Here is an 18,957-nt window from a genome sequence, read left to right as displayed (position 1 = left end):
CAACATATCTGGCGTTGACTTTTGGCACGCTGTTGAGTTCTCAAGGAACGGACGCTTCCTTCGGACCGCCTTCCAGCGGGCCCTCCGGGCGCTTCGTTCTTTCGTGTTTCCAGTTTATCAGATGTTTTCCGCTCCGTTTTCCGGAGTTTCATTCATCCGATTTTCCCGAACTGTCGGGGCCGCTTTCTGCGGCGACCGCCACTTTAGCGTATTCCGAGTGTTACTCGAAATTCACGCTCACACCCGGTTGACGGAGACGCCAACGAACCCAACTGAATGGGCATCGAGGTGAGAGTGGGTCTTGCTGAGTGAGGTGGCCGCTCCAGCGACTCGTTCAACATTAGGCCACCTGGAGGACATCGTCAAACGTCGAGGGCCGGATCTGTCCAGATCCGGCCCTCGGGGCTCAAAGCCGCAGCTCAGAGCGGGTGCGTTTTCAGCCAGTCGATCAACTGACAGGTCGGCAGACCGGTCAGCCGGCCGAGACCAGCTCTGCTGCCGCCAGGTTGCGCTTGCCACGGCGCAGCACCAGCCAGCGGCCGTGCAGCAGGTCGGCCTCGGTCGGCACCGCTTCCTCGTCCGTCACCTTGACGTTGTTGAGGTAGGCACCGCCCTCCTTGATCGTCCGGCGGGCGGCCGAGCGGCTCGGCGCCAGGCCGACGGCGACCAACAGGTCGACCACCGGCTGGAGTTCGGACACCTCGGCCTTCGGGACCTCGGCCAGGGCGGCGGCCAGGGTCGGGGCCTCCAGGTCGGCCAGGTCGCCCTGCCCGAACAGCGCCTTGGACGCGGCGACCGCGCGCTCGTACTGCTCGGCGCCGTGCACCAGCGTGGTGAGCTCCTCGGCCAGCGCCCGCTGGGCCAGGCGGGCGGCGGGGCGCTCAGTGGTCTCGCGCTCCAGCTCCTCGATCTCCTCCTTCGAGCGGAAGCTGAAGATCCGCAGGAAGTTGGAGACGTCCCGGTCGTCCGCGTTCAGCCAGAACTGGTAGAAGGCGTACGGGGTGGTCAGCTCGGGGTCGAGCCAGACCGTGCCGGACTCGGTCTTGCCGAACTTGGTGCCGTCGGCCTTGACGATCAGCGGCGTGGCCAGCGCGTGCACGGACTTGCCGTCGGCCTTGCGGATCAGGTCCGTGCCGGCGGTGAGGTTGCCCCACTGGTCGCTGCCGCCGGTCTGCAGGGTGCAGCCGTAGCGGCGGTTCAGCTCCAGGTAGTCCATGCCCTGGAGGATCTGGTAGCTGAACTCGGTGTAGCTGATGCCCGCGTCGGAGTTGAGCCGTCGGGCGACGGCCTCCTTGGCGATCATGTTGTTGACGCGGAAGTACTTGCCGACGTCGCGCAGCAGGCTGATGGCCGACGTCCCGGAGGTCCAGTCCAGGTTGTTGACCATGCGCGCAGCGTACGGGCCCTCGAAGTCGAGGAAGCGCGAGATCTGGCCGCGCAGTCGCTCGACCCAGCCGGCCACCGTCTCCGGGTCGTTGAGCACCCGCTCCGCGGTGGGCTTCGGGTCGCCGATCAGGCCCGTGGCACCGCCGACCAGGCCGAGCGGGAGGTTTCCCGCCTGCTGGATGCGGCGCATGGTGAGGATCTGGACCAGGTTGCCGAGGTGCAGGCTGGGGGCCGTCGGGTCGAAGCCGCAATAGAACGTGACCGGGCCGTCCGCGAACGCCTTGCGCAGTGCGTCCTCGTCGGTGGACAGGGCGATCAGCCCACGCCACCGCAGCTCGTCGACGATGTCCGTCACGGTCACGCTTCTCCTTCGATCGGGCGTCCCCCGGTGCCGGCCCGATTCCGTCGGGCCCCGGGTCGGTACGACTCCAGCCTGATAGAGCCTACGCGGTCCCGGCCAGCGAGTTTCCCCCACGGCATGGTGCCGGGCGCACTGCGCGCTCCCCCCGGGTGTCTGCCCGATACCGGAAATTCCGTTGTTCGTCGGCTGTGGGCCCATTCAGAGTGGTTCCACCGCCGTGCGGCGGCAGTGACGTGTGTGGAGACGGTCGTGCCGCCGTGGCACGCCCGTGGGAAGGGTGTGCCGAGTGCGCAACACGCTGGTTCTGAACGCGAGCTACGAGCCCCTGACGACAGTGTCGCTCCAGCGCGCCGTCGTCCTGGTGCTCCAGGACAAGGCGGTGGTGGAGCAGGCGCATCCACTGCGCTCCGTCCGGGGGACGGGCGTGGCCGTCCCGGTGCCACGGGTGATCAGACTGCAACGGTACGTACGGGTGCCGTTCCGACAACAGGCCCCGTGGTCGAGGCGGGGTGTCCTGGCCCGGGACCAGCACCTGTGCGCGTACTGCGGGCGCCGGGGCACCACCGTGGACCACCTGCAGCCCAAGTCGCGAGGTGGCGAGGACAGCTGGATGAACACCGTGGCCGCGTGCGCGGAGGACAACCAGCGCAAGGCCGACCGGACACCGGAGCAGGCCGGGATGAAACTGCTGCGGCGGCCGTTCGTGCCGACGCCGCAGGCCACCCTGATGCTGGCGCTCGGTCTGCGCGGCTCGGAGGCCCGGGAGCTCGCCGACTGGCTGCCGGCGGTGCCGGGCCGGCCCCAGCCCGTCCCGGCGGCCTGACGGCGAAGCCCGATCCCAAGGCCCGATCCCGGGGCCCGACCGCAAGGCCTGGCCTCCGAGGAGCCTCAGCCTGAGGGGCTTCAGCCCTTCGCCTGGTAGCCCGCCGCCGTGCCGAAGTTGGCCGAGTGCTCGGGTATCACGACCACCTGCCCGCCGCCGATCACGACCCGCCCGGAGACCAGCAGCGAGCCGGTGCCGGGCGGGAAGTTGCCGCCGACCGCCTCCTGGCCACCCGCCATCGGGAAGCGGCCGAGGCGGGCGGGCTGGTCGCGGCGCTCGTCGGCTGCCAGCACCAGCGAGCCGCCGTCGATGGCGACCGCCCGGACGGTGCCCTTGGCGGCGGTCTGCGCCTTCCAGCGCTGCTTGCCGGTGTCCAGGTCGTAGCCGACTGCGGACACCGGCCCGCCGCCGTTCGCCGGGACGAGGGTGGCGGCCATCGTGCGGCCGTCGAAGAAGACGTTCGGAGTGGCCGAAAACGTACCGTGGGCGACGTCCAGTCGGCCACCGTCGGTGACCACCGGGATCTCGGCGGCCGGGTCTCCGGAGGTGCCCCAGGCGAACACCCGGTCGTCCTCCGGCTTCGTGCCGGTGGTGAGCACCACGGCCGGTTCGGCAGAGAGCACCGTCACGGTCTTCGGCGAGTTGTTCAGGCCCCGCCACCAGGAGACCTTGCCGTCCGCGGTGTTCAGCGCGACGGCCTGGTCGGCAGGGGTCGAGTCGGCGCAGGAGGAGGCGACCAGCACGGTCTTGCCACTGACGCCACCGGACAGGGTGCAGAACTTGCCCTGCCCGGTGTACTGCCAGGCGTCCTTGCCGTCGGCCGCGTCCCAGGCCACCGCCCGGTCGTCGCCGACCGCGATCACCTTGTCCTCGGTGACGCCGATCCGCGCCGCGTAGGCGCCCTTGACGTCCGAGAGGGTCTTGGTCCAGGCGGTCTTGCCGGTCTTGGTGTCCACGGCGGCGACCAGCGCGCAGGGGCTCTTCGGATCGGCCTGCGGCCGGAACAGGGCCGCGCCCAGCCCGGCCGGGTTCACACCCGCCGACAGCCCGCACGGGATGGCCCCGGCCGCCGGGGGCTCGACCGACCAGGTCGGCTTGCCCGCCGTCCGGTCGTACGCGTGCACGCCGGTGCCGTCCGCCCGGACCACCACGTCGGCCAGCAGCCAGCTGCCGGCCAGCGTGTCGTCCCCGCCGCCCTGGGTGGCGGCCACGGGCTGCGCGGACCAGGCCTTGGAGTGCGCCACCGCGAAGCCGGGCTCACCGCTGCTGGTCGCGGACGCGCTGCCGCCGCCCTCGGCGCCGACCGTCAGCGCGGCCGTGAGCAGCACCCCGAGTGCGGCCACCCCGGCGCCGGCCCGCACCATCAGGGCCCGCCGACTGGGCACGTGTTCCCCGGTCAGCACGGCTGCCCGGGCCTTCGTGACCAGCGAGGAGGAGCCGCCGTCACCACCGTCACGCCGAGCCGCCCGCGAGGACGCGACGGATGCGACGGACGCGGCGGCCCCGGCGGACCCGGCAGGCTCAGCGGGTTCCGCCGGAGGCTCCTCATCGGCCGGCCCGGCCTCCGCCGCGGGCTCCTCGACCTGCGCATAGCCGTCGGCCGAGTACTCGGCGCCCGCCGGAACGTACAGCGCCTCCTCCTCCGCCGGCTGCTGCTGCTGCTGCTGCGCGGCGTACGGCACGTACGGCTGCTGCCCGTACTCCGGGTACTGCTGCTGGTACGGCTGGTACTGCTCCTGGCCGCCGTACTGCCCCTGGCCGTAGCCGCTCTGGACGTACCCGCCCTCGACGTACCCGGTCTGCCCGTAGCCGCCCTGCTGGTCGTACGGCTGCTGGTCGTACTGCGGCGCCTGCTGCCACTGCCCGTGCGGCTCCGGCTGCTGCCACTGCCCCTGCGGCTGCTGCGGCTCGTAGTACCCGCCCTGGGGGTACCACTGCTGCTGGGCGTGGGCGTCCCCGAAGGGCTCCTGCGCCATCGTTACGTCCCTCCCGGCCCCCCGCCTGCCTGCCGATTGCGGCAGTCAGCATCTCACGCCCGCCCGAGCGCCCCGCCCGGGCCCTCGGCGCAGCGCAGGGGCGGGCCTCAGACCGCCGACTCGGCGCGCAGGGCCTCGTCGATGCGGGCGGCGAGGGTGAAGTCCAGGCCGGTGAGCCCGCCGGCGCTGTGGGTGGACAGCACGAAGCGCAGGGTGCGCCAGCGGATGTCGATGTCGGGGTGGTGGTCGAGCGCCTCGGCCTGCTCGGCGACGGCGACCACCACCCGGATCGCCGCCGGGAAGTCCGGGGCGTCCGCGCCGCGGACGATGCTGTCGCCCTCCCGCGCCCACTGCGGTACGGCCGCCAGGGCCGTCGTGATCTCGTCCTCGCTCAGCCGTGCCCTGCTGCTCATGGGTGTGCTCCGGGTGTCGTCGGTCGTGTGCCGGTCAGGCCGCCTTCCGGCGCGGACGGACCACCAGCTCGCCGCCGCAGTTGGGGCAGTTGGCGGCCATGGCCTCGGTGCAGTCCGGGCAGAAGGTGCACTCGTAGGAACATATCGAGGCGGGGCCGTCGGCGGTCAGCGACACCGCGCAGCGCTCGCAGGTCTCCCGCATCTCCAGGGCCATGGCTTATTCCTCCGACTTGTGTACGGTCTGATGTTCGTTCAACTCACGAGCAGCTTGGTGACGGCCGCGAGGCCGACCACCACGATGATCCCGCGCAGTGCGGTCGGCGGCAGGCGGCGGCCGACCTTGGCGCCGAGCAGGCCGCCGACCAGCGAGCCGGCCGCGATCAGCCCGGCGGCCGTCCAGTTGACCGTCGAGGTGAACAGGAAGAACAGCGCGGCGACCCCGTTGACGATCATCGCGAGCGCGTTCTTCACCGCGTTGATCCGCTGCAGGTCCTCCTGGAGCAGCATGCCCATCAGGGCCATCAGCAGGACGCCCTGCGCGGCGCCGAAGTAGCCGCCGTAGATGCCGGTGAGGAAGACCCCGACCAGCAGCACCGGGCTGCCGTCCGGGTCCCCGTCGGCGCGGCGGCGGGCGGCGACGGCCTTGGCCACCCGGGGCTGGACCACCACCAGGACGAGGGCGAGCAGGATCAGCGCCGGGACGATCGCGTCGAAGGCCCCGCTGGGCAGCTTGATCAGCAGCAGCGCGCCGAGCAGCCCGCCGAGCAGCGAGGCGGTACCCATCCGCAGCAGCCGACGGCCCTGGCCGACCAGTTCGCGGCGGTAGCCGATCACGCCGCTGAGCGAACCGGGCACCAGGCCGAAGGAGTTGGAGACGTTGGCGGTGACCGGCGGGATGCCGACGGCGAGCAGCACCGGAAACGTGATCAGCGTGCCGGAGCCGACGATCACGTTGATCATCCCCGCACCGACGCCGGCCACCAGGACGGCGAGCGCCTCCCAGAGCGTCATGGGTCACCTCTCCTCTCGGTCCTGTCCGAGGGGATCATGCCGGACCCCGTACCGGCCCGACCAGGCCCGCCCACCATTCGGGACGTACGCCACAGCGCCAGGACGCCACGACCACCCGGCCGGACAGCCGCACAACCGCACGGCTGCGGGGCCGCTCGACCGCACGGCCACGGGGGCGGGAAACGCCGAGGGCCCGCCACCACCAGGCAGCGGGCCCTCCACCGGACACCGTCACATCACTCCGGGTCGATTCACTCCGGGTCGATCTTGCGGTACTCCCGCGCCGGGTCCACCCGGGGACGGGCGGCGCCCTTCTCGACGTCCACCGGTCGCGGCCCGGCCGCCGGGTCGAGCGGCACCTGGGTGGCCGCCGGGGCCGCCTGCGGAACGCTCGGCGCCGCGACCGCGCCGCCGTTGGCACCGCCGCCGTTGCCCGTCAGGCCGGTGAAGGCGCCGCCGAGGCCCTTGAGCGCGTCGCCGACCTCGCTCGGGATGATCCAGAGCTTGTTGGAGTCGCCCTTGGCCAGCTCGGGCAGGGTCTGCAGGTACTGGTAGGCGAGCAGCTTCTGGTCGGCGTCACCGTCGTGGATGGCCTCGAAGACCGTCCGGATCGCGGCCGCCTCACCGTCGGCGCGCAGCACCGCGGCCTGGGCCTCACCCTCGGCCCTGAGCACGTCGGCCTGCTTCTCACCCTCGGCCTTGAGGATCTGCGCCTGGCGCTGGCCCTCGGCGGTGAGGATCGCGGCGCGCTTGTCACGGTCGGCGCGCATCTGCTTCTCCATCGAGTCCTGGATGGAGGTCGGCGGCTCGATCGCCTTCAGCTCGACGCGGTTGACCCGGATGCCCCACTTGCCGGTGGCCTCGTCCAGGACGCCGCGCAGGCCGGCGTTGATGACCTCGCGCGAGGTCAGGGTCGACTCCAGGTCCATCGAGCCGATGATGTTGCGCAGCGTGGTGACGGTCAGCTGCTCGATCGCCTGGATGTAGCTGGCGACCTCGTAGGTGGCCGCTCGCGGGTCGGTGACCTGGTAGTAGATGACGGTGTCGATGTTGACGACCAGGTTGTCCTGGGTGATCACCGGCTGCGGCGGGAACGGGACGACCTGCTCGCGCAGGTCGATCCGGTTGCGGACGCGGTCGATGAACGGGACGACGATGTTCAGCCCTGCGTTGAGCGTCCGGGTGTAGCGGCCGAAGCGCTCCACGATCGCGGCGCTGGCCTGCGGGATGACCTGGATCGTCTTGATCAGCGCGATGAAGGCCACCACGACCAGGACGACCAAAACGATAAGGACGGGTTCCACGGACTCTCCCCTAGACGACCAGGGCGGTCGCGCCCTGGATTTCGACGACGTCGACCTTCTGGCCCGGCTGGTACACGCTGTCGGGATTGAGCGCGCGGGCTGACCAGATCTCGCCGTTGAGCTTGATCCGGCCGCCCTCTCCGTCGACGGTTTCCGCGACGACCGCGGTGGCACCCCGGAGCGCCTCGATGCCCATCCTGATCTGCGGGCCCTTCCTCAGCTGCCGACGGGCGATCGGGCCGACGAAGGCCACCAGCCCGACCGAGACCAGCACGAAGGCCAGGGTTTCGAGGACCACTCCCCCGCCCAGCCCGGCCACGGCGGCGGCCGCCAGCGCACCGACCGCGAACATGGCGAACTCCGGCACCGCGGTGAGCACCAGCGGTATGCCGAGCGCCGCGGCGGCCAGGAGCCACCAGATCCAGCTGTCCACACGTCCATCCTAGGGAGCGAAGGGCCTTCGAGGCGGACAGTTCCCGCAGGTCGAGGGGCGGAAACCGGTCGCACGTGCGACCGGTTCCGACGGCCTTCCGAGTGATGGACGGGTGAGGGGGGAAAGGGGGGTCCGTGAGGGACGGACGGGGCCTCAGCCCAGCGGCAGGCCCTGGGCCGACCAGCGGTCGCCGTGGCGCTCCAGGGTGAGCGGCAGCCCGAAGCACTTGGAGAGGTTACGGGCGGTCAGCTCGGTGTCGATCGGACCGGCGGTGAGCACCTTGCCCTGGCGGATCATCAGGACGTGGGTGAAGCCGGGGGCGATCTCCTCGACGTGGTGGGTGACCATCGCCATGGCCGGGGCGAACTCGTCCTGGGCGAGCGCGCCGAGCCGCCGGACCAGGTCCTCGCGGCCGCCGAGGTCCAGGCCGGCGGCGGGCTCGTCGAGCAGCAGCAGCTCGGGGTCGGTCATCAGGGCGCGGGCGATCAGGGTGCGCTTGCGCTCGCCCTCGGAGAGGGTGCCGAACTTGCGGCCGGTGAGGTTGGCCATGCCCATGCGGTCGAGCAGGGCGAGGGCGCGGGCCTCGTCGGACTGCTCGTAGGTCTCCTGCCAGCTGACCGTCATGCCGTAGGCGGCGGTGAGCACGGTCTGCAGCACGGTCTGCTCGGCCGGCAGCTTGTCGAACATGGCGGCACCGGCCAGGCCGATCCGGGAGCGCAGCTCGAAGACGTCGATCTCGCCCAGCTTCTCGCCCAGCACCGAGACCTTGCCCGAGGTCGGGAACAGGTACGAGGAGGCGATCTGCAGCAGGGTGGTCTTGCCGGCGCCGTTCGGGCCCAGGATGACCCAGCGCTCACCCTCGGAGATGGACCACGAGACCTGGTCGACCAGCGCGCGCCCCTCCCGGACCACGGATACGTCCACCAGCTCCAGCACGTCGCTCATGCCTACGCCTTCCCCAATACACAAAAATCTCGGCCGTCGGTGCGGGCGGCGAGCCTACTCCGGCAGCCGGTGGGCACGGGGTGGGTGCGCCGCACACGCATGGGCAAACCTACGCCACGCGGATGACCGCCGATTCCGTAGGCTGGCTGGATGCTCGCGACCCCTGCCGACAATCCGTACGAAGAACCCCGTTCGGGGCGGCTGACCGCCTGGGGCAACGCCCTGCTCAGCGGCCTGGTGCCGCCCGACAACGCCGCCGCGGCCGTGCTGGGCGCGGACGAGAGCCACCGGGTCACCGGGCTGCCCGGGGACGAACCGGGCGAGCAGCACGGGCTGACCTGGGCGCTGGGCCGGCTGCGGGTGCTCGGGGTGAAGGGCCTGCGCCTGGCGCTGCCCTCCACCGGGCACCCGCTGGGGCTGACCGGCCCGGCGACCTTCAACGAGCGCGCCATGGCGGCGGGCGAGGCGGTGCTCGCGGTGGGCGTGCCGCTCGGCCTGGTGCCGGAGATCACGGTGTACGGCCCGGAAGGGGACCGCTCGGCCACCGTGCTGTGGCGCTGCGCCGAGGTCAACGACGCCCCGCCGGCCGACGTGCCCTCGCTGCACGAGGCCGAGCGCGAGCTCGCGGACGGGCTGCGCGAGGCGACCGTCCTGCTCACCCGGCTCGACGTGGCCGGTGCCGGGCCGGAGGCGCTGCGCGCGCTGGAGGCCTACCGCCGCCGCGGCCACACCGAACCGCTCGCCCCCGGCTACCCGCCACGGGCGGTCCGGGTGTTGGAGTCGGCCCGCCAGGTGTCCGCCCTGCTGTCGATCGCCTCGGGCGGCCACGGCGCGGCCGTCAGCGCCTCCGAGATGGCCGCGCGCCAGTCCGTCCTGGCTCCGCTGCGGCGCACCGCCCGCCGGGCCCAGGTCGCCGCCTACAACGCCCTGGTGGACGAGCGCGAGGACCGCTGAGCCACGCCCTATCCGCGCGTCTCGCCGTTGCGGACGGCCCACAGCGCGGCCTGGGTGCGGTCCGCGAGGTCCAGCTTCATCAGGATGTTGGAGACGTGGGTCTTCACCGTCTTCTCCGACAGGTGAAGGCTGCGGGCGATCTCCCGGTTGGAACGGCCGTCGGCGATGTGGCCGAGCACCTCGCGCTCGCGCTCGGTGAGGGTGCCGCCGCGGCCCTGCGGGGCGCGCGGGCCGTCGTCGGAGAGCAGCGCCTCGGCCAGTTCGGGCTGGAGCAGCACGTGCCCGGCGTGCACCGAGCGGATCGCGCCGGCCAGCGCCTCCGGGTCCACGTCCTTGTAGACGTACCCGGCGGCGCCGGCCCGCAGCGCGGGGACCATCGTGCGGTGCTCGGTGAAGCTGGTGACGATCAGGATCCGGGCCCGGCTGCCCTCGTCCTTGAGCGTGCGCAGCGCCTCGATGCCGTCGACGCCGGGCATCTTGAGGTCCATCAGGACGACGTCCGGGTCGAGTTCGCGGGCGCGGTCGACGCCCTCGGCCCCGTCGGCGGCCTCCCCGACCACCTCGATGTCGTCCTGGACCTCGAGGAAGGTGCGCAGTCCGCGGCGGACCACCTGGTGGTCGTCGACCAGCAGGACGCGGATCGGCGGCGTGCTCTCAGGCACCGGGGACCTCCATCTCGACGAGCGTCCCCTTGCCGGGGGCGGACTCCAGGGTGAGCGTGCCGCCGACGGCGGCCGCGCGGTCGCGCATCGAGGCCAGGCCGAGGTGGCGGCCGGCCCGGCGGACGGATTCGGGGTCGAAGCCGCGCCCGTCGTCGCGCACCCGCAGCAGGGCGCCGCGCACGGGCGTCCCGGCCAGGGTGACGGTGACCCGGCGGGCGCCGGAGTGGCGCAGCGCGTTGTGCAGCGCCTCCTGGGCGACCCGCAGCAGAGCGGCCTCCTGAGCAGGCGGCAGGGCGCGCACGCCGTCGGCGGCGAAGGCGATGTCGGCGGCGTGCGCCCGGTCGAGGACCTGCACCTGGGAGGCGAGGGTGGCGCTCAGCCCGTCCTCCTCCAGGGCGGCGGGGCGCAGTTCGACCACGACGGCCCGCAGTTCGTCGGCGGCCTCGGCGGCGAGCCGGGCGACCTCGGCGAGTTCGGCGCGGGCCCGGGCCGGGTCGCGGTCGACGAGCTTGGCGGCGGCCTTGGCGGTCAGTCGCAGCGAGAAGAGCTTCTGCGCGACGGCGTCGTGCAGGTCGTGGGCGATCCGGGCGCGTTCGCCGGCCAGGGTGAGTTCGCGGCTGCGCTCGTACAGGCGGGCGTTGGAAAGCGCGAGGGAGGCGTGGGCGGCGAGGATCCGCAGCAGTTCCTCGTCATGGTCGGTGAACAGGCCGCCGCCGCGCTTGTTGGCGAGGAAGATGACGCCCATCACCTGGGGTTCGTCCTCGGCGGCCTCGCCGTCCAGGACGGGCATGCCGAGGAAGGCGTCCATCTCGGGGTGGGCGGCGGGCCAGCCCTCGAAGGCGGGGGCCTTGCGGACGTCGGCGAGCCGGGTGGGGCCGGTCTCGTGCAGCATCTCGGCGAGCACGCCGTGCTGACGGGGCAGCGGGCCGATCGCCCGCCACTGCTCGTCGGTGACGCCGTCGACCACGAACTGGGCGAAGCCGCCGTGGTCGTCGGGCACGCCGAGGGCCGCGTACTCGGCGCCGAGCAGGTCCCGGGCGGAGGCGGTGATGCGGCGCAGCACCTCGCGGACCTCCAGGTGCCGGCTCATCGCGAGCAGCGCCTGGCTGACGGCCTCGATGCCGGTCAGCGGGTCGCAGGGGGCCTCGACGGCGGCCGGCGGGTCGCAGGCGGGCACCGGGCCGGCGGGGGGCCGGTGGTCACCGGTCGTACTGGGCATGTCGCCAAACTACCGCCGCCGCGGACGCCGCCGCGTCCGTCCCCGGCCGCGCCGGACGCAGGTCCGGGGACCTAGGCCGCTGGGCCCTCCCGCCCCGAGCGCCCCGGAGGCGAGCGGGCGAGTCCCCGCCCCGAGCCGAAGGAGCGCGCCGGTGCCGAAAGGGAGAAGCGAGGGAGCGACGAAGGAGCGAGGGAGCGCCGACCGTCGGCACCGGATCAGAGCGCCCCGGAGGCGAGCGGGCGAGTAACAGCCGAAGGGCGCTCTCCCCGGTCGGGGAGAGCGCCCTTCGGCGAAGGCTGTCAGCCCTTCTGCATGACCTCCGGCTCGTGCCGGCGCTGCAGCCTCGTCACGATCACGCCGATGATGATCGACATCACGATCAGCACGCCCGCATCGATCGACCACTGGGCGACGCTGTGCTTCCACAGCGGGTCGTAGTTCGGGTGCTGGAAGTCCTTGTTCCAGGGGCCCAGGAGGTGCGACAGGTCGAGCGTGGTGGCCACCATGCCGGTGCCCCAGCGGGCAGGCATCAGCCAGCCGACCTGCTCCAGACCGGGCTTGCCGAAGATCTGGAAGAGGCAGCCGGTGAAGACGACCTGGACGATGGCGAACATGACCAGCAGTGGCATGGTCTTCTCGGCGGTCTTCACCAGCGCGGAGATCATCAGGCCGAACATCATCGCGGCGAAGCTCAGCAGGATCATGCCGATCGTCATCTCGATGAGCGGCGTGTTCTGGACCAGCAGGCCGCCGTGCGCGGGGAGCTTGCGCGGCAGGAAGCCGACCGCGGAGATGATCGCGCCCTGGATCACGCTGAAGATGCCCAGCACGATGATCTTGGACATCATGTACGCCGAGCGGGACAGGCCGGTGGCCCGTTCCCGTTCGTAGATCGCCCGTTCCTTGATCAATTCACGGACGGAGTTGGCCGCACCGGAGAAGCAGGCGCCGATCGCCATGATCATGATGATCGGCCCGGCTCCGGAGTTGAGCCCCGCCGCACTCTTCGGGTTCGGTGCCAGTCCGGGCTCGTTCGGCATCAGCACGCTGACCACGCCGATGACCGCGGGCAGCAGCACCGACAGCGCCAGGAAGCCGCGGTCCGAGGCGAGCACCGACATGTAGCGGCGCATCAGGGTCCACAGCTGCGAGCCCCAGCTCTGCGGCTTGGGCGGGCGGAGGGCCTCCTGGGCGACCTGGACGTGCTGCACCTCGCCCGCCTCGACGGTCGCGGCGGAGTACTGCTGGTAGTGCACGGAGCCGCGGTAGCGGCCGGCCCAGTCGTGGTCCGGGTAGTTCTCGAAGGCCTGGAAGACGTCCGCCCAGGTCTCGTACCCGAAGAAGTGCAGCGCCTCGTCCGGCGGGCCGAAGTAGGCCACCGAGCCGCCCGGCGCCATCACCAGCAGCCGGTCGCAGAGCGCGAGTTCGGCCACCGAGTGGGTGACGACCAGGATCGTGCGGCCGTCGTCGGCCAGGCCGCGCAGCATCTGCATGACCTCGCGGTCCATGCCCGGGTCGAGGCCCGAGGTGGGCTCGTCCAGGAAGATGAGCGAGGGCTTGGTGAGCAGCTCCAGGGCGACCGAGACGCGCTTCTGCTGGCCGCCGGAGAGCGCGGTGATCTTGTTGTCGGCGCGCTTGTCCAGGCGCAGCTCGTACAGCACCTCGTCGATCCGGGCCTCGCGCTCCCTCGCCTCCGTGTCACCGGGGAAGCGCAGCCGGGCCGCGTACTTGAGGCCCTTTCGGACGGTGAGCTCGCGGTGCAGGATCTCCGACTGCGGCACCAGGCCGATGCGGGAGCGGAGCTCGGCGAACTGCTTGTAGAGGTTGCGGCCGTCGTACAGCACCTCGCCGCGGTCGGCCGGGCGGTAGCCGGTGAGGGCGCGCAGCAGGGTCGACTTGCCGGAGCCGGACGGGCCGATGACCGCGACCAGGGACTTCTCCGGGACGCCGAAGCTGACGTCGTTGAGCAGGATCTTCTTGGCGCCCTTGTGCTCGACCTCGACGGTCAGGTGGCGGGCGGAGAAGGAGACCGCGCCGGTGTCGACGAACTCCTGCAGCTGGTCGCCCACCAGGACGAAGCTGGAGTGGCCGACGGTCAGCCGGTCCTGCGGGCCCATCAGCTGACGCTGCACCGGCTGGCCGTTGAGGAAGATGCCGTTGTGGCTGCCGAGGTCGACGATCTCGTAGCGGCCGTCCGGCAGCTGGCGCAGCTCGGCGTGGTGGCGGGAGACCTGGAGGTCGGACACCACGATGTCGTTGTCCAGCGCACGACCGATCCTGACGGTGCGCATGGCCGACGTCAGGTTGCGGATCATCGTGGGCTGCGGGGTGCCGCCACCGCCGTGCTGCGGCGGGGCCTGGTAGCCCTGCTGCTGCGGGAGGCCACCGTGCTGCGGCTGCTCGGGCTGCGGCGCGTACTGCTGCTGCGGCACGACCTGTTGCTGCGGCTGGGGCTGCTGGCCCGGCCAGGCCTGCTGCTGGTACGGGTCCTGCCCCGGCCAGGCCTGCTGCGGCGCGGGCTGGTGGGGCGTCGGGACGGGGCCGCGGGCCGTCGCGGCGTCGTGCACCGGCGAGGGCTGCGGGGCGGCCGCGGCCACCGGCGCCGAGAAGGCGAGTCGGGGGCCGTTCTCCGGGTTGCCCAGGTTGACCACGGCACCGGGGAACAGCTGGGCCTGCATGGTGCGGGCGCCGGCCACGTACGTACCGTTGGTGCTGCCGTGGTCGTCCAGCAGCCAACCGCTGCCGTTGAAGCTGATCGTCCCGTGCTGCCAGGAGACCCTGGCGTCTTCGAACGGGAAGTCCGACTGTGGATTGCGCCCGATGGTGTAGGACCGCCCGGGCTCCAGAGTCCGCTGCTGTCCGTTGATATCGATGACGAGTTGCGGCACTCTCGCCTGCCCCGCTCTCTCGGTTCCCCCGAATTGTGGCCCCCGCCCGGGGGTGCGCTGTTCCTCTGACTGACGGGGGGAATCATTCCAGCCCGCCGTCCGCCGGTGAAAGTCACCCCGGGTGACTGTGACCAGGCTGCTACCGGAACCGGGGCGCGCCGGTGTCCCGCGAGGTGGGACGGGTACCCGCCGCCCGAGGGCCGACGGGTAGCGTGGGACTCACCATGAACGCATCGCCCTTGGCCGCTGAGCCCCTCCCCGCCGCCCAGCCCCGGACCGCGGACGAGCGCACCCTGCTCGTCAAGGTGTTCGGCAAGGACCGCCCCGGCATCACCGCCGGCCTCTTCGCCACCCTGGCCGGCTTCGGCGTCGACGTGATCGACATCGAGCAGGTCGTCACCCGTGGCCGCATCACGCTGTGCGCCCTGGTCACCCCTCCCTCCGCGCCGGGCGCGGAGGGAGGCCTGCGGGCCACCGTGCACCGCTGGGCGGACGAGCAGAAGCTCCAGGCCGAGATCCTCTCCGGCATCGGCGACAACCGGCCGCGCCGCGAGGGCCGTTCGCACGTGACGGTGCTCGGCAACCCGCTGACCGCCTCCGCCGTCGCCGCGCTGACCTCCCGGATCACCGCGGCCGGCGGCAACATCGACCGTGTCTTCCGCCTCGCGAAGTACCCGGTGACGGCGGTCGAGCTGGCCGTCTCGGGTGTGGCCACCGAGGAGCTGCGGGCCGAGCTGGCCCAGGAGGCGGCCACCCAGCGGGTGGACGTCGCGGTGGTGGCGGCCGGGCTGGAGCGCCGGGCCAAGCGCCTGGTGGTGATGGACGTGGACTCCACGCTCATCCAGGACGAGGTGATCGAACTGTTCGCCGCCCACGCGGGCTGCGAGGAGCAGGTCGCCGAGGTGACGGCGGCGGCGATGCGCGGCGAGCTGGACTTCGCCGAGTCGCTGCGCGCCCGGGTGGCGCTGCTGGCGGGGCTGGACGCCTCGGTGACGGACAAGGTCCGCGCGGAGGTCCGGCTCACCCCGGGCGCACGCACCCTGATCCGTACCCTGCAGCGGCTGGGCTTCCAGGTCGCGGTGGTCTCCGGCGGGTTCACCCAGGTCACCGACCACCTGGTGGAGCTGCTGGGGCTGGACTTCGCGGCCGCCAACACCCTGGAGGTGGTGGACGGGAAGTTCACCGGCCGGGTGGTCGGCGAGATCGTGGACCGGGCCGGGAAGGCCCGCTGGCTGGCCCGCTTCGCCGAGCAGGCGAAGGTGCCGCTGGAGCAGACGGTGGCGATCGGCGACGGCGCCAACGACCTGGACATGCTGAACGCGGCCGGGCTCGGGGTGGCGTTCAACGCCAAGCCGGTGGTGCGCGAGGCCGCCGACACCGCGGTGAACGTGCCGTTCCTGGACACCGTGCTCTACCTGCTGGGCATCACCCGCGAGGAGGTCGAGGCGGCCGACGTGCACGACGGCACCCCGACCGAGTGAGGCCCGCGGATGTGAACGAGGGGCGTGTGGATCCGAACCGCGCGCCCCTCGCGTGCGTTCCTAGTCCTGCGGCGTGTGGTACGAGACCAGCTTGGCCACGCCCGGCTCGACGCCCTTCCAGGAGCCGGAGAAGCTGAGCACCGCGATCGCAGCCGTCGGGAACCCGCCCATGCGCAGCCGCTCCAGCGCGTCCCGGTCGCCCGCGTCCCCGGCCAGCACCTGGGTCAGGCCCAGCACCCCGGGGTTGTGGCCGACCAGCACCACGTCCGCGTACTCCTCCGGGGTCTCCTGGAGCACGGCGATGATCTCGCCCGGGCTGGCCTCGTAGATCCGCTCCTCGTAGACGGTCTTGCGGGCCCGCTTGGGCAGCTCGTGCGCGGCCAGCTTCCACGTCTCGCGGGTGCGCAGAGCGGTGGAGCAGACCACGAATTCGGGATTGATCCCGGAATCGGCCATCCAGCGGCCTGCGTCCGGGGCCTGGTGGCGGCCCCGGTCGGCCAGCGGCCGCTCGTGGTCGTCCACACCGTTCGGCCAGTCGGCCTTGGCATGGCGGAGAACGATGATCCTGCGGGGCGTTTCGGCGCTCATACCCAGCAAGCTTGGCAGAAAAGCCGCCCGGGGGCGCGACGCTCCCGTTGCCTCCGCTCCCGGGGGGCGGGTGCCGTCATGCCCCGTTCGCCGGGCCACCTTCCCGGAACGAAGGGGTACCGGGAGTACGGCGGTGGTACGGGCGGTGGTTCAGCCCATCTGGGCGGCGACGGTGGCGATGATCGCCACCAGCACCACGATGCCGGCGAAGGCGAAGGCGATACGGCCGAGCTGCTTGCGGCCGTCGGTGGGGTTCGGGTCGAGAACGGGCATGTCCGGAATTCTCCCACCCCGAACACGCCCGCCGGTCCCCGGCCCCACCGCTTTGGCCAGGCCTTGACCTTCGGTGTCAGGCCTTGACCTTCACGTCAGGCCTTGACCTTCGCCGCCGGGTGGAACGCCTCGTCCTCGATGTGCCGGGCCCGGGCGGCGCGCAGGCCGAACAGCATCTGCGGCACCAGCAGCAGCGCCAGGAAGCCCAGCGGCCAGTACCACTCACCGGTGACCTGGTAGATCCGGCCGATCAGGATCGGCCCCGGGATGGAGATCAGGTAGCCGACGCCCTGGGCGAAGGCGGACAGCTGTGCCACCCCGCCCGCGGTCCGGGCGCGCAGCCCGATCATGGTCAGCACCAGCGGGAAGGCGCAGTTGGACAGGCCCACCAGGACCGCCCAGACCCACGGCGCTCCGGCCGGGGCGAGCGCCAGGCCGGCGTACCCGGCGATGCCGCAGGAGGCCAGCACCACCACGAACGGCCGCTGGTCGCCGCGCCGGGCCGCCAGGTTGGGCAGCACGAAGGAGACCGGCACGCCGATCACCATGGTGACCGCGAGCAGCACCCCGGAGGTGCCCTTGTCGACGCCGGAGTCCTGGAAGATCTTCGGCAGCCAGCCCATCACCACGTACGCGCCGGTGGCCTGGAGGCCGAAGAAGCAGGCCAACGCCCAGGCCGTCCGGCTGCGGGTGATCGGCAGCTTGGCGGGGGCCGCGGCGCCGCCGGCGTGCTCGCCGCGCTCGCGCTTGGTGATCAACACCGGCAGCCAGAGCACCAGGGCGAGCGCGCCCAGGGCGGCCCAGACGCCCAGGCCGTGGCGCCAGTCGCCGCCCAGTGCGCTGGTCAGCGGCACGGTGACGGCGGCGGCCAGTGCGGTGCCGGCGGACAGCGCCATGGAGTACAGGCCGATCATCGGCCCGACCTTCTCGGGGAAGTACCGCTTGATCACCACCGGCAGCAGCACGTTGGAGACCGCCACACCGGCCAGGGCGAGCGCGGTGAGCAGCAGGAACACCGCGGTGCCGCCGGCGAAGGAGCGCGCCAGCACGCCCGCCGTGATCGCGCCCATCCCGGCCGTGATCACCGCGATCGGCCCGACCCGGCGGGCCGCCATGGGCGCCGCGAAGCCGAACAGCCCGAAGCACAGCGACGGGACGGCGGTGAGCAGCCCGGCGAGCGTCGGGTTCATCCCGAGACCGGTGCGGACCTGGTCGAGCAGCGGCCCGAGGCTGGTGACCACCGGGCGCAGGTTGAAGGCGGCGGCGGCGATCGCGACGGCGAACAGCCAGCCGAGGTACTTGGCGGGGGCGGCGGGCCGCTCGGTCTGCGGCCCGGCCTCGGTTCGTGGGGAGGTGGTGGTGTCTGCTGCGGGAGGCATGCAGGTCATCATAGAATGATGGGATGAATTGATGCACCTTGGAATTGACATGATGTGCCGATCGTTCATCCACCGGCCACTTCCCCCAGGCCCACCCACCCCGTAGCCGCAAGGAGTCCCCGTGGCGCTGTCATCGCCGAGGCGCACCCCGCTGTCCGACCAGGTGATCGCGCAGCTGCGCGCCCAGATCACCTCCGGGGAGTGGCCCGTCGGCTCGCGCATCCCCACCGAGGCCGCGCTGGTCGAACAGCTGGGGGTGGCCCGCAACACCGTCCGCGAGGCCGTCCGCGCCCTCGCCCACAACGGGCTGCTCGACATCCGGCAGGGCTCCGGCACCTACGTGCTGGCCACCAGCGAGCTGGCCGGGGTGATGCACCGCCGCTTCGCCGACGCCGACCAGGCGCAGGTCGCCGAGCTGCGGGTGGCACTGGAGACCTCCGCGGCGGGCCTGGCCGCCGTCCGCCGCACCGCGCGCGACCTCGACCTGCTGGACGCCGCGCTCGGCCGCCGCGAGGCCGCCTGGCACTCCGGCGACGCCGAGGACTTTGTCCAGGCCGACGCCGCCTTCCACCAGGCCGTGGTCGCCGCCGCCCACAACGACGTGCTGCTCGCCGTCTACGCCGATCTCGGCGAGGTCACCCGCGCGCACCTGCGCAACGACGTCGGCCCCGAGCTGATCGCCGAGCGCTACATCGGCCACGACACCATCCTGGACGCCATCCGGGCCGGCGACGCCCAGCGCGCCTCGGTCGAGGCCGGCCGCGCCATCGGGGCCTGCGCCACCGCCGAGGCGTGAGAAACGGCAACGCCGCTGCCCGGCACCCCCTCCACGGGGGTGCCGGGCAGCGGCGGTTTCAGCGG

The 18,957-nt window shown here is 72.2% G+C and carries 19 protein-coding genes; 5 read left to right on the top strand and 14 right to left on the bottom strand.

Annotated elements, in window-relative coordinates; translation table 11 throughout:
• The coding region (locus ACFVWU_RS32355) for a hypothetical protein (RefSeq protein ID WP_387627506.1) at nt 1-251 on the top strand (251 nt) is incomplete at its 5' end.
• Between the two features lie 221 nt (nt 252-472).
• Here the strand turns inward: ACFVWU_RS32355 and tyrS are convergent.
• Nucleotides 473-1,741 carry a tyrosine--tRNA ligase gene (gene tyrS, locus ACFVWU_RS32350; protein WP_387627512.1) on the bottom strand — a complete coding sequence of 423 codons (1,269 nt, stop codon included), beginning with the start codon at nt 1,739-1,741 and terminating at the stop codon, nt 473-475.
• 292 nt (nt 1,742-2,033) lie between these two features.
• On the opposite strand from tyrS, the gene ACFVWU_RS32345 reads away from it, so the two are divergent.
• Nucleotides 2,034-2,570, top strand: coding sequence for an HNH endonuclease (locus ACFVWU_RS32345; RefSeq protein ID WP_387627504.1), 537 nt, complete (start codon nt 2,034-2,036; stop codon nt 2,568-2,570).
• Nucleotides 2,571-2,650: 80 nt separating this feature from the next.
• On the opposite strand, the gene ACFVWU_RS32340 is transcribed toward ACFVWU_RS32345, so the two are convergent.
• From ACFVWU_RS32340 to ACFVWU_RS32310, 7 genes are all read right to left on the bottom strand, one after another.
• Nucleotides 2,651-4,546 carry a PQQ-binding-like beta-propeller repeat protein gene (locus tag ACFVWU_RS32340; protein ID WP_387627502.1) on the bottom strand — a complete coding sequence of 632 codons (1,896 nt, stop codon included), beginning with the start codon at nt 4,544-4,546 and terminating at the stop codon, nt 2,651-2,653.
• A 107-nt stretch (nt 4,547-4,653) separates the two neighbouring features.
• The gene (locus tag ACFVWU_RS32335) at nt 4,654-4,959 is read right to left on the bottom strand and encodes a 4a-hydroxytetrahydrobiopterin dehydratase (protein WP_387627501.1); all 306 of its coding nucleotides are present in this window, start codon (nt 4,957-4,959) and stop codon (nt 4,654-4,656) included.
• Between the two features lie 34 nt (nt 4,960-4,993).
• On the bottom strand, nt 4,994-5,173 hold the full coding sequence (locus ACFVWU_RS32330; RefSeq protein ID WP_387627499.1) for a DUF1272 domain-containing protein: 180 nt from the start codon (nt 5,171-5,173) through the stop codon (nt 4,994-4,996).
• Nucleotides 5,174-5,211: 38 nt separating this feature from the next.
• A complete protein-coding gene (locus ACFVWU_RS32325; protein ID WP_387627497.1) occupies nt 5,212-5,970 on the bottom strand; it encodes a sulfite exporter TauE/SafE family protein in 759 nt (252 codons plus the stop codon).
• Between the two features lie 251 nt (nt 5,971-6,221).
• Nucleotides 6,222-7,274 (bottom strand): SPFH domain-containing protein, encoded by a 1,053-nt coding sequence (locus ACFVWU_RS32320; protein ID WP_380616131.1) that lies wholly within the window; start codon nt 7,272-7,274, stop codon nt 6,222-6,224.
• A 10-nt stretch (nt 7,275-7,284) separates the two neighbouring features.
• Nucleotides 7,285-7,707, bottom strand: coding sequence for an NfeD family protein (locus ACFVWU_RS32315; RefSeq protein WP_387627495.1), 423 nt, complete (start codon nt 7,705-7,707; stop codon nt 7,285-7,287).
• A 153-nt stretch (nt 7,708-7,860) separates the two neighbouring features.
• Nucleotides 7,861-8,652 carry an ABC transporter ATP-binding protein gene (locus ACFVWU_RS32310; protein WP_380616129.1) on the bottom strand — a complete coding sequence of 264 codons (792 nt, stop codon included), beginning with the start codon at nt 8,650-8,652 and terminating at the stop codon, nt 7,861-7,863.
• Between the two features lie 150 nt (nt 8,653-8,802).
• On the opposite strand from ACFVWU_RS32310, the gene ACFVWU_RS32305 reads away from it, so the two are divergent.
• On the top strand, nt 8,803-9,606 hold the full coding sequence (locus ACFVWU_RS32305; RefSeq protein WP_387627494.1) for a hypothetical protein: 804 nt from the start codon (nt 8,803-8,805) through the stop codon (nt 9,604-9,606).
• An 8-nt stretch (nt 9,607-9,614) separates the two neighbouring features.
• On the opposite strand, the gene ACFVWU_RS32300 is transcribed toward ACFVWU_RS32305, so the two are convergent.
• The 3 genes from ACFVWU_RS32300 to ACFVWU_RS32290 all read right to left on the bottom strand — a co-directional run bounded on the left by ACFVWU_RS32300 (nt 9,615) and on the right by ACFVWU_RS32290 (nt 14,375).
• The gene (locus tag ACFVWU_RS32300; protein ID WP_387627492.1) at nt 9,615-10,268 is read right to left on the bottom strand and encodes a response regulator; all 654 of its coding nucleotides are present in this window, start codon (nt 10,266-10,268) and stop codon (nt 9,615-9,617) included.
• Nucleotides 10,261-11,358, bottom strand: a complete 1,098-nt coding sequence (locus ACFVWU_RS32295; protein WP_387627510.1) for a GAF domain-containing sensor histidine kinase — start codon at nt 11,356-11,358, stop codon at nt 10,261-10,263. Before ACFVWU_RS32295 ends, ACFVWU_RS32300 begins: the two co-directional genes overlap by 8 nt.
• Before the next feature lie 428 nt (nt 11,359-11,786).
• Nucleotides 11,787-14,375 carry an FHA domain-containing protein gene (locus tag ACFVWU_RS32290; protein ID WP_387627491.1) on the bottom strand — a complete coding sequence of 863 codons (2,589 nt, stop codon included), beginning with the start codon at nt 14,373-14,375 and terminating at the stop codon, nt 11,787-11,789.
• Between the two features lie 224 nt (nt 14,376-14,599).
• Between ACFVWU_RS32290 and serB the strand changes: the two genes are divergently transcribed.
• Nucleotides 14,600-15,856 (top strand): phosphoserine phosphatase SerB, encoded by a 1,257-nt coding sequence (gene serB / locus ACFVWU_RS32285; protein WP_387627489.1) that lies wholly within the window; start codon nt 14,600-14,602, stop codon nt 15,854-15,856.
• Nucleotides 15,857-15,916: 60 nt separating this feature from the next.
• On the opposite strand, the gene ACFVWU_RS32280 is transcribed toward serB, so the two are convergent.
• The 3 genes from ACFVWU_RS32280 to ACFVWU_RS32270 all read right to left on the bottom strand — a co-directional run bounded on the left by ACFVWU_RS32280 (nt 15,917) and on the right by ACFVWU_RS32270 (nt 18,105).
• Entirely contained in the window at nt 15,917-16,444 is a 528-nt protein-coding gene (locus ACFVWU_RS32280; protein WP_387627487.1) for a SixA phosphatase family protein, read from the bottom strand.
• A 150-nt stretch (nt 16,445-16,594) separates the two neighbouring features.
• Nucleotides 16,595-16,717 carry an SGM_5486 family transporter-associated protein gene (locus ACFVWU_RS32275; protein WP_380615658.1) on the bottom strand — a complete coding sequence of 41 codons (123 nt, stop codon included), beginning with the start codon at nt 16,715-16,717 and terminating at the stop codon, nt 16,595-16,597.
• A gap of 95 nt (nt 16,718-16,812) precedes the next feature.
• Nucleotides 16,813-18,105 (bottom strand): CynX/NimT family MFS transporter, encoded by a 1,293-nt coding sequence (locus ACFVWU_RS32270; protein WP_387627485.1) that lies wholly within the window; start codon nt 18,103-18,105, stop codon nt 16,813-16,815.
• A gap of 112 nt (nt 18,106-18,217) precedes the next feature.
• Between ACFVWU_RS32270 and ACFVWU_RS32265 the strand changes: the two genes are divergently transcribed.
• Nucleotides 18,218-18,892, top strand: coding sequence for a FadR/GntR family transcriptional regulator (locus ACFVWU_RS32265; protein WP_387627484.1), 675 nt, complete (start codon nt 18,218-18,220; stop codon nt 18,890-18,892).
• The last annotated feature ends 65 nt before the right edge of the window (nt 18,893-18,957 follow it).

Origin of the sequence: Kitasatospora sp. NPDC058190 (assembly GCF_042883685.1) — a bacterium.
Lineage (GTDB): Bacteria > Actinomycetota > Actinomycetes > Streptomycetales > Streptomycetaceae > Kitasatospora.
The sequence above is the reverse complement of the archived record's forward strand: the minus strand, read 5'-3'. Positions and strand labels throughout refer to the sequence as shown.